The organism is Roseovarius dicentrarchi, from assembly GCF_003316635.1.
In the GTDB taxonomy this organism is placed as follows: Bacteria; Pseudomonadota; Alphaproteobacteria; order Rhodobacterales; family Rhodobacteraceae; genus Roseovarius; species Roseovarius dicentrarchi.
Map to the genome: position 1 here is coordinate 128,194 of NZ_QNQP01000007.1, position 8,919 is coordinate 137,112.

Below are 8,919 nucleotides of genomic sequence, written 5' to 3' on the forward strand. Positions count from 1 at the left end.
AAATAATGCGCGCCAATGGCAAAATCCGTTACCCGCCGGGTGGATGGTCGTTACAGTGCGCCAAGCTTGACTTAACGGTGCAGCGCATGACCCCGACACGTCCCGATACGTCAGCGCCGCACCGAAAGAGGCCCGCCCAAATGATCCGCAGAACCTGCTCCCATCGGCCCATGCCCTTTGAACGGACCGTGTGACATGGGATGGATCGGCATTGGCGATCATGGCGGCGGCATCCTGAACGCTGCCGGGCTTGCGGCGGGTGACGCGGCGCGCGGCACCCTTATGGTTGAAACGGTCCTGTCCCCTGCATGCCAGCCGCAGATAATGCTGTCCGTCCCGCGCGCCCGGCGGTTTGGCGGGGTGCTGTCGCTCCAGGTACTTCCCTCGGGGGCAATCGCGCTGATTGACGAGGCAGGCGGCGACGTGCGCCATACCTTGCTGCCCCATGAGCTGGACAGTCACACCGATCTGGTGCGCATCACCTACGCATGGGACAGCGCGGCCCGCACCGGGCGGCTGGCGCTTGAAAATCTGGCCAGCAGCAGCATCCAAACCGTGGCAACGCCCCCGCCCCACCCCATTGCGCAGGGGGATCTGCATCGCCTGATCTGCGGCGCGGCGGGCCGGATCATGGACCGGGACGTCAGCTTTGTCGCCCTGTCGGATCGGATCGAGCCGATTGGCCCGATGCCCTCCCTGACCGCACAGGTGCCTGTCGCCACCCCGCATGGCGACGTGCCTGTCGCCCGGCTGCGGCGCGGCGATATCGTGCTGACCCCGGATGGCGACGCCGTGCCGATCCTGCGCTGCGTACGGCAAACCGTCCCGGCACGGGGCAGCCTGCGGCCCGTACGCCTGCGCGCGCCGTATTTCGGTCTGACGCGCACCATAGCGGTCGCACCGCATCAACGACTGGTGATCGGCGGCGGCGATGTCGAATACATGTTCGCAGCCGAGGCGGCGCTGGTGGCCGCGCGCCATCTGGTCAACGGTGCATCAGCGCATTACGGCAGCGGCCCGGATATGGTGACGTATTACGGCCTGCTGCTGCCGGACCATCAGACCCTGCTGGCGGCCGGCTGCCCGGTCGAGAGCCTGTATATCGGGCGCCTGCGCCGCGACAAACAAGCGCTGGCCGCCTCGGTTCTGGGGCACGAGGACGCGGCGCGCCTGCCGGAACATGCGCCGCCCGTCTGGCCGGTGCTGAAACCGTTCGAGGCGCGCGCGCTGGCCATCCACCGCGCGGCCTGAAGCGCCTCAGTCGTCGCCGACATCCTCGTCCCGCTCGTCACCGAAAAACGGTGTCATCTGCGCAACGATCACCGCGTTTTCGTCCAGCGCGCGCTGCATCAGTGCGCGGTCCTCGTCGCCAATCTCGTGGCCCTCGGCCTCCCGCTCGGCCAGGGTGCCGTAACCCGACACATCCAGCGGCGCGGTATCGGCCTGCTTGAGGATCGCCACCGTCTCGCGCACGGCCTCGCCCTCGTCCACGCCGCTGGCGTAGATGACGAGAGCGGCGCCGGTGGCCCCCTTGGGCAGACCGTCCCCGGCCTTGCGGCCGATTTCGACCAGAAGGGTATAAACCTCCTGCCGTTTGGGCGCCTTGGCCTTGGGCTTGCCCTCCATCAGGTGCGCAGAAGTTCGTTGATGGATGTCTTGGAGCGCGTGCGCTCGTCCACGCGCTTGACGATGACGGCGCAATACAGATTGATGCCGTTCTTGGACGGCAGCGAACCGGCCACGACGACCGAACCTGCCGGCACTTCGCCATAGCTCACCTCGCCGGTTTCGCGGTCGACGATCTTGGTCGACTGGCCGATGAAGACACCCATGCCCAGAACGCTGCCCTCGCGGATGATGCAGCCTTCGACCACCTCGGAGCGCGCCCCGATAAAGCAGTTGTCCTCAATGATTGTCGGGCCTGCCTGCATCGGCTCCAGAACGCCGCCAATGCCGACGCCGCCCGACAGATGCACGTTCTTGCCGATCTGCGCGCAGCTGCCGACACTGGCCCAGGTATCGACCATGGTGCCGCTGTCCACATAAGCACCCAGATTGACAAAGGACGGCATCAACACCACGTCCGGCGCGATATAGGCCGAGCGGCGCACGATGCAGTTCGGCACCGCGCGGAAACCGGCGGCTTTCCAGTCAGCATCATTCCAGTCCTTGAACTTGCTGTCGACCTTGTCCCACCAGGCGCCGCCCTGAACGCTGCCCTCCTGGCGCTCCATGTTTTTCAGCCGGAAACCCAGCAGAACGGCCTTCTTGGCCCACTGATGCACACGCCAGGTGCCATCCTCGCCCCGCTCGGCCACACGCAGGCTGCCGCTATCCAGCGCGTCAAGCGTCGCCTCAATGGCGTCGCGGGTCTCGCCCCTGGTTTCGGGCGTGATCTGATCGCGCGCCTCCCAGGCGGCTTCGATTGCGGTTTCAAGCTGAGCGTTGGACATGGCGGTGGACCTTTCGGAAAATACGCTTTGAACTGGCATCGGGTATAGGCAGCCCGCACGCGACGCGCAATGCGCCACTCTGCGCGTGGATTGCGCCAGATCGGGCGCCACGCTCGCGCCGATACCGCAGCGCCCGCAGCCAGCGTAGAAATTGGGTATTTAAACCAAGAAAAGCCAATGGAGCGCCACTGTGGCTTTTCTTGGTGAAAATACCCAAAGAACTGCGCCTCCACGCGGCGCAGCGCTGGCTGCCTGGGCGCTGGTCAAATCACAGGCAACCCGGTAGTGCTGCTGTCAACACAGTATTCAGGGGCATTCGCGCATGACAGACAACCGCACCAGCCAGTTCCGTGACGCCGGATCTGACCGCAAAACGGCCGAGCAGGTGCCAGACACGCCGCAAACCCGCGCGCCAGCTTACCGGCTGGCCTTCAACGACAAGGATTTTCTGTGCCGCGAGGATCTGCGCCCGGTGCGGTTGCAACTGGAGCTGCTCAAGCCTGAGCTGATCCTGAACGAGCGCAACATCAAGAGCACGGTTGTTCTGTTTGGCGGCGCGCGCATTCCCGAACCGTCGCTAAAGGCGGGCGCGCGCACCGAAACGCTGGCGGAGCTGTCGAAATATTATGACGAGGCCCGCACTTTTGCGCGTCTGATGACCGAGCGGTCGATGGCGGCCTATGGGCGTGAATTCGTGATCGCCACAGGCGGCGGGCCCGGCGTGATGGAGGCGGGCAACCGCGGCGCGGCCGATGCCGGGGGCGCCTCCATCGGGCTGAATATCGTGCTGCCGCACGAGCAGGCGCCGAACGAGTATGTCACGCCCGGCCTGTGCTTCAACTTCCATTACTTCGCCATCCGCAAGATGCACTTCCTGATGCGCGCGCGTGCCATCTGCGTGTTCCCCGGCGGTTTTGGCACTTTGGACGAAATGTTCGAGGCGCTGACGCTGATCCAGACCGACCGGATGAAGCGCATGCCCTTCTTGCTGTTCGGCGAAGAATTCTGGCGCCGCCTCATCAACTGGGAGGCACTGGCAGATGCCGGCACGATCAGCGACGAGGATCTGGACCTGTTCCAGTTTGTCGACACCGCCGCCGAAGCGGTCAGGATCATTGACGAGTGGCACGATTAAACCCGCCGCCGCGCGGCGGGCGTCAGCCTTGCTGTGCATCGGCCTCGATCTGGCGGCGGGATTTGCGGGCGCGTTCGGTGGCCGATTTCAACTGGCCGCAGGCGGCCATGATATCCTCGCCGCGCGGGGTGCGGATGGGGCTGGCGTAGCCGGCCTTGTAGATGATGTCGGCAAAGGCGCGGATGCGGTTGTTTGATGAGCGTTTGTAGGGCGCGCCGGGCCATTCGTTGAACGGGATCAGGTTGATCTTGGCAGGGATGCCATCGATCAGCTTGATCAGGCGGCGCGCGTCGTCATCGCTGTCGTTGATGCCGTCCAGCATGACATATTCAAAGGTGATCCGCTCGGAATTGCTGACCTTGGGATACGCCTTCAGCGCCTCCAGCAGGGCCGCGATGTTCCATTTCTTGTTGATCGGCACCAGCGTGTCGCGCACCTCGTCCGTGGTGGCGTGGAAACTGACGGCCAGCATGCAGCCGATTTCAGCCGCCGTGCGGTGGATTTCCGGCACAACGCCGGAGGTGGACAGCGTGATGCGGCGGCGGCTGAGCTGGATGCCCTCGGGGTCCATCGCGATTTTCATCGCGTCGCGCACATTCTCGAAATTATAGAGCGGCTCGCCCATGCCCATCAGCACGATATTGCTGAGCAGTCGGGTTTCGTCCTTGGGCGCGCCCTGCTGCGGCCACTCGCCCAGATCATCGCGCGCAACCATGATCTGGCCGACGATTTCGCCCGCCGTCAGGTTGCGCACCAGTTTTTGCGTGCCGGTGTGGCAGAACGAACAGGTCAGCGTGCAGCCCACCTGAGAGGAGATGCACAAGGTGCCGCGCCCCTCCTCGGGGATATAGACCACCTCGACCTCATGACCGCCGGCGATACGCACCAGATATTTGCGGGTCCCGTCATTGCTGACCTGGCGGCTGACAACCTCGGGGGTATTGAGTGTAAATTTTTCCTCCAGATCAACGCGGTAGGCTTTGGCGAGGTTCGTCATCTGCGCGAAATCACGCACGCCCCACTGATAGACCCACTGCCAGATCTGCCCGGCGCGCATGCGGGCCTGCTTTTCGGGGGTGCCGTGGTCGATCAGGATCTGGCGTAGCGCGTCGCGCGTCAGGCCGATCAGGTTCGGCTTGCCGGCTTCGGCCTTTCGCGGGATCGTAATCAGGTCTTGGGTGATCGGGGCGGTCTGGGTCATCTGGGCGGGCCTTTCAGCGTCGGATACCGCGCTATATAGCATTTGCACGGCAATGCCAAAGGGGACCGCGCTCAAATGAAAGCGAGCGGGTGCGCCGCGTGCCGGGCCTGCGAGGGGACCGCACAGACGCTTGCAATACAGAACATGGCCCGCATAGTTTGCACCGATACCCGGCGCGATGCCGCGCGCCCCCTTGGTCGGCGTCTACGATAGGATACCCTTATGCTGAACGGATTGCGCATCATCGAATTTGAGGGAATCGGGCCGGGACCGTTCGCAGCGATGCATATGGCCGATCTGGGCGCCGATGTGATCGTAGTTCACCGCAAGGGCGGCAATCCGACGCCGGGCATGCCGCAGGCGCCGGTGATCGACCGCGGCAAACGCTCGATCGCGCTGGATCTGAAGGATGCGGGTGATCTTGGGACCGTGATGGCCCTGATTCAGACATCGGACGGTCTGATCGAGGGGTTTCGCCCCGGCGTGATGGAGAAATTCGGGCTTGGTCCCGAAGACTGCCACGCGGCCAATCCCGCACTGGTTTATGGCCGGATGACCGGCTGGGGGCAGGACGGGCCGATGGCACATATGGCAGGGCATGACATGAACTATATCGGGATGTCGGGGGCGCTTTGGTATGCGTCCCTGCCCGGCCAACCACCGATGGCCCCCGCAACACTGGTCGGCGATATCGGCGGCGGCGCGCAATACCTGACCATCGGCATGCTGGCGGGTATTCTGAATGCGCGCAGCACCGGCAAGGGGACGGTGGTGGATGCCGCGATGGTCGACGGGTCGGCGCATATGATGAACCTGCTGATGACCTTGCACCAGTCCAGCACGCACCAGTCAAACCGGGGCGCCAGCCTGCTGGACGGGCCGCACTGGTGCCGGACCTATGCCTGCTCGGATGGCGGGTTCATGTCCGTCCAAAGCCTTGAGCCAAAGTTCTACGCAGTGTTTCTGGACCTGCTCGGCCTGACCGGCGATCCCGATTTCGACAGCCAGTTTGAACCGGCGCATTGGCCCCGCGCGACCGCAAGGCTTGAGGCGCTGTTTGCAGCCAAGCCGCGCGATCATTGGACAGCCCTGTTTGAGGGGACCGATGCCTGCGCCGCGCCGGTCCTGAGCCCGGACGAGGCGCTGCACCATCCGCTGAGCCGCGCGCGCGGCATCTGGCACAAGGATGCGGACGGCACGTTGCAGGCCGCTGTGGCCCCCCGTTTCGACGGGCGTACGGCCCCACCCGCCGCGCCGCCCGCGCGGGGCCAGCATACGGATGAAATCTTGGCGGAGTTGCAAGCGGCAAGCCGGCAGGCAGGCCGGAAAGAATAACGCGCCTGCATTTCCATGCAGGCGCGTTGAAAAACAGTCTATCTCCAGTTCCAGCCGCCGCAGCGTATCAGATCACTGGCAGCGCTTTTGCGCCTCTTCCATCGCGGCGGTATAGCCGATCAGCGAAAACGTGTCCTTGGTCTGCGTTCCGCGCCCGGACTGCGCTGTCAGAACCGCATCGGCGCCGCGCTTCATCGCTGCGATAATCTTGGCGTCGTCATCGGCGCTGGCGGGCCATGCCCACTCTTTTTCCGTATAAAGCTGAAATTTTTCGCCACTGATATTCACGTCCACCGTCGATCCGTCAGCAAACGGATAGCCGCCGGTAAAGGCAACCTGACCGCGCACGCCCGCATCCGGGCGGAAAAACGTCATGAACAGAATTTCGCCGCGGCGCACAGCCACCACCTTGCCGCCGCGCGTGTTGACGGTCTCCGTCGGGGCCGAAACAGTCCAGCATTCGCGCGGCGATGCTTCGGTGAAAACGCTCCATGCGGTTTTGGCGGCGACCTGATTGGTGCTTTCGGCCTGGGCCAGTACGGGTGATCCCGCCCCGAAACCGATCAGTGCAAATGCGCTTATTGCGGCGCACATTGCGCCCCGCTTTACTGGTGATACCATATCTCGTGCAGCCTCCAAGCTGTCATAAGCCTCAGTTTAGTCGCGCCCGGTGAACGCCCCTGTTGCCGGGGGTTTACACTTGGCAAGCGCGCGGATCTTCTCGACACTGCATCAATAGCCGAAAACCTGCCAGAAACGAAAGATTGAATTGGCGGAATCCCGCACATCCCGTCCCCAAGGAACCTGAGCCATGAAAAACACCGCCCTGCCCCCCGTTCCCCTGACCGAAATCTGGCGCGGCCCGATCTGCGAAAGCCTGCATCTGGGCCATGCTGTCATCTGCGGTCCGGGCGGGGACATCGTGCAGGCGTGGGGCGACCCGAACGCGCAGGTCTATCCGCGCTCGTCGTGCAAGATGTTGCAGGCGCTGCCGCTGGTCGAAAGCGGCGCGGCGGACGCCGCCGGTCTGGGGGCGCGGCATCTGGCGCTGGCCTGCGCGTCGCATAACGGCGCGGCGATTCATACGGCGCCGGTCGCTGACTGGATCGCGGGGCTGGGCCTGTCCGAGCCGGACCTGCGCTGCGGCAGCCACATGCCCAAAGACGAGGACGCCGCCCATGCGCTGATTCGCGGACACGAGGCGCCCTGCCAGCTGCATAACAACTGCTCCGGCAAACATGCCGGATTTTTGACGCTGAACCAGCACTTGCAGGGCGGCCCTGATTACGAGCTGTTCGATCATCCGGTGCAGCAGGCCTGCCTGCGCGCGTTTGAGGAGGTGACCGCGCAGACCAGCCCCGGCTATGGCATCGACGGCTGCTCGGCCCCGAATTTCCTGACCACGTTGCACGGTATGGGCCGCGCCATGGCCTATTTCGCCAATGCACAGCACGGCGCGGGTACGCGCCAGACCGCCGCCGCCCGCCTGCGCGACGCGATGATCGCGCACCCCGATCTGGTCGCAGGCGAGGGGCGCGCCTGCACCGAGCTGATGCGCGCCTGCAATCAGCCCGTGGCGCTGAAAACCGGCGCAGAGGCGTTTTTTATTGCCATCATTCCTGGCCTTGGTCTGGGCATTGCGCTCAAGGTGGCGGACGGCGCCGACCGCGCATCGGAATGCGCCATTGCCGCGTTGCTGGTGCGGCTGGGCGTGCTGGACCCCGAACACCCCAGCGCGCGCAAGTTCATGAACAAGACGCTGCGCAGCTGGCGCGGGATCGAGGCCGGCATGATCAAACCCGCGCCGGGACTGGTGGCTTAGCCCGCGTCCACAAACTCGCTGCGCGCGTAGCCTTGCAGATATAGCAGGGCGGTCAGATCGCCGTGATTGATGCGCAGATCGCACTGCGCCGCCACGGACGGTTTGGCGTGCAGCGCCACGCCCGCGCCCGCCCGGCCCAGCATGCCCAGATCATTCGCGCCATCGCCCACGGCCATCACATCGGCGGCCGTGATGCCCAGCCGCGCGGTAATCTCCTCCAGCGCGTCAATCTTGGCCTGCCGCCCCAGAATGGGGCGCGCCACATCGCCGGTCAGTGCGCCCTGCTCGACGCACAGCACATTCGCGCGATGCTCGTCAAATCCCAGATCCGCCGCCACTGGCCCGGTAAAGGCGGTAAATCCACCCGACACCAGCGCCGTATGCGCGCCATTGCCGCGCATCGTCGCAATCAAGGCGCGCCCGCCCGGCGCAAGCGTGATACGGGTTTGCAAAACATCCGAAATCACCGCCTCCGGCAGACCTTTCAGCAGCGCCATCCGCTCCAGCAGGGCGCCCTCGAAATCCAGCTCGCCATTCATCGCGCGGGCCGTGATGGCGCGCACATGATCGCCCACGCCCGCCACTTCGGCCAGCTCGTCAATACATTCCTGCGCGATCATGGTGCTGTCCATATCGGCCAGCAGCATCCGCTTGCGCCGCCCATCGCGCGCCTGCACCGCAAGGTCAACGCCCATCTGCTGCACGTCCTGCCAGACATCCCACAGATTGCCGGGGCGCGCGGCCAGCGTGAACTCCGCTGCCTCATCCGGCGACAGCCATTGCACATCGCCCCCGCCCCAGGCGTTGCGCAGGCTTTCGGTCAGGCTCGGCTCCAACCCGCCGGGGCGGGCGATCAGGGTGGCTGTGAACATCTGGCAAGGCTCCCGCTAAAGGCGACACAGGTCGCAAACTATTTCCGATCCGCCGCATAGCGTGAATTACCCCCTTGCGAAAGGCCCCGGCCCCGCATAGC

General features: G+C 64.7%; 9 protein-coding genes. 4 read left to right on the forward strand and 5 right to left on the reverse strand.

Annotated features, from left to right (window positions below; all coding sequences use genetic code 11):
• The first annotated feature begins 195 nt into the window (after positions 1 to 195).
• Entirely contained in the window at positions 196 to 1,251 is a 1,056-nt protein-coding gene (locus DQ230_RS07300) for a Hint domain-containing protein (RefSeq protein ID WP_113911922.1), read from the forward strand.
• Between the two features lie 6 nt (positions 1,252 to 1,257).
• On the opposite strand, the gene DQ230_RS07305 is transcribed toward DQ230_RS07300, so the two are convergent.
• Together DQ230_RS07305 and dapD are read right to left on the reverse strand one after the other, a co-directional pair.
• The gene (locus DQ230_RS07305; protein WP_113911923.1) at positions 1,258 to 1,626 is read right to left on the reverse strand and encodes a hypothetical protein; all 369 of its coding nucleotides are present in this window, start codon (positions 1,624 to 1,626) and stop codon (positions 1,258 to 1,260) included.
• Positions 1,626 to 2,453, reverse strand: coding sequence for a 2,3,4,5-tetrahydropyridine-2,6-dicarboxylate N-succinyltransferase (gene dapD, locus DQ230_RS07310; RefSeq protein WP_113911924.1), 828 nt, complete (start codon positions 2,451 to 2,453; stop codon positions 1,626 to 1,628). Before dapD ends, DQ230_RS07305 begins: the two co-directional genes overlap by 1 nt.
• A gap of 322 nt (positions 2,454 to 2,775) precedes the next feature.
• On the opposite strand from dapD, the gene DQ230_RS07315 reads away from it, so the two are divergent.
• Entirely contained in the window at positions 2,776 to 3,588 is an 813-nt protein-coding gene (locus DQ230_RS07315) for an LOG family protein (protein ID WP_113911925.1), read from the forward strand.
• Positions 3,589 to 3,610: 22 nt separating this feature from the next.
• Here DQ230_RS07315 and rlmN read toward each other — a convergent pair whose 3' ends face one another.
• A complete protein-coding gene (rlmN, locus tag DQ230_RS07320; protein ID WP_113911926.1) occupies positions 3,611 to 4,789 on the reverse strand; it encodes a dual-specificity RNA methyltransferase RlmN in 1,179 nt (392 codons plus the stop codon).
• Positions 4,790 to 5,011: 222 nt separating this feature from the next.
• Between rlmN and DQ230_RS07325 the strand changes: the two genes are divergently transcribed.
• Positions 5,012 to 6,124 (forward strand): CaiB/BaiF CoA transferase family protein, encoded by a 1,113-nt coding sequence (locus DQ230_RS07325; RefSeq protein ID WP_113911927.1) that lies wholly within the window; start codon positions 5,012 to 5,014, stop codon positions 6,122 to 6,124.
• 72 nt (positions 6,125 to 6,196) lie between these two features.
• Here DQ230_RS07325 and DQ230_RS07330 read toward each other — a convergent pair whose 3' ends face one another.
• A complete protein-coding gene (locus DQ230_RS07330; RefSeq protein ID WP_113911928.1) occupies positions 6,197 to 6,718 on the reverse strand; it encodes an invasion associated locus B family protein in 522 nt (173 codons plus the stop codon).
• A 217-nt stretch (positions 6,719 to 6,935) separates the two neighbouring features.
• On the opposite strand from DQ230_RS07330, the gene DQ230_RS07335 reads away from it, so the two are divergent.
• On the forward strand, positions 6,936 to 7,946 hold the full coding sequence (locus DQ230_RS07335; protein ID WP_113911929.1) for an asparaginase: 1,011 nt from the start codon (positions 6,936 to 6,938) through the stop codon (positions 7,944 to 7,946).
• Here DQ230_RS07335 and serB read toward each other — a convergent pair.
• A complete protein-coding gene (gene serB, locus DQ230_RS07340) occupies positions 7,943 to 8,818 on the reverse strand; it encodes a phosphoserine phosphatase SerB (protein ID WP_113911930.1) in 876 nt (291 codons plus the stop codon). The genes DQ230_RS07335 and serB overlap by 4 nt on opposite strands.
• Between the last annotated feature and the right edge of the window lie 101 nt (positions 8,819 to 8,919).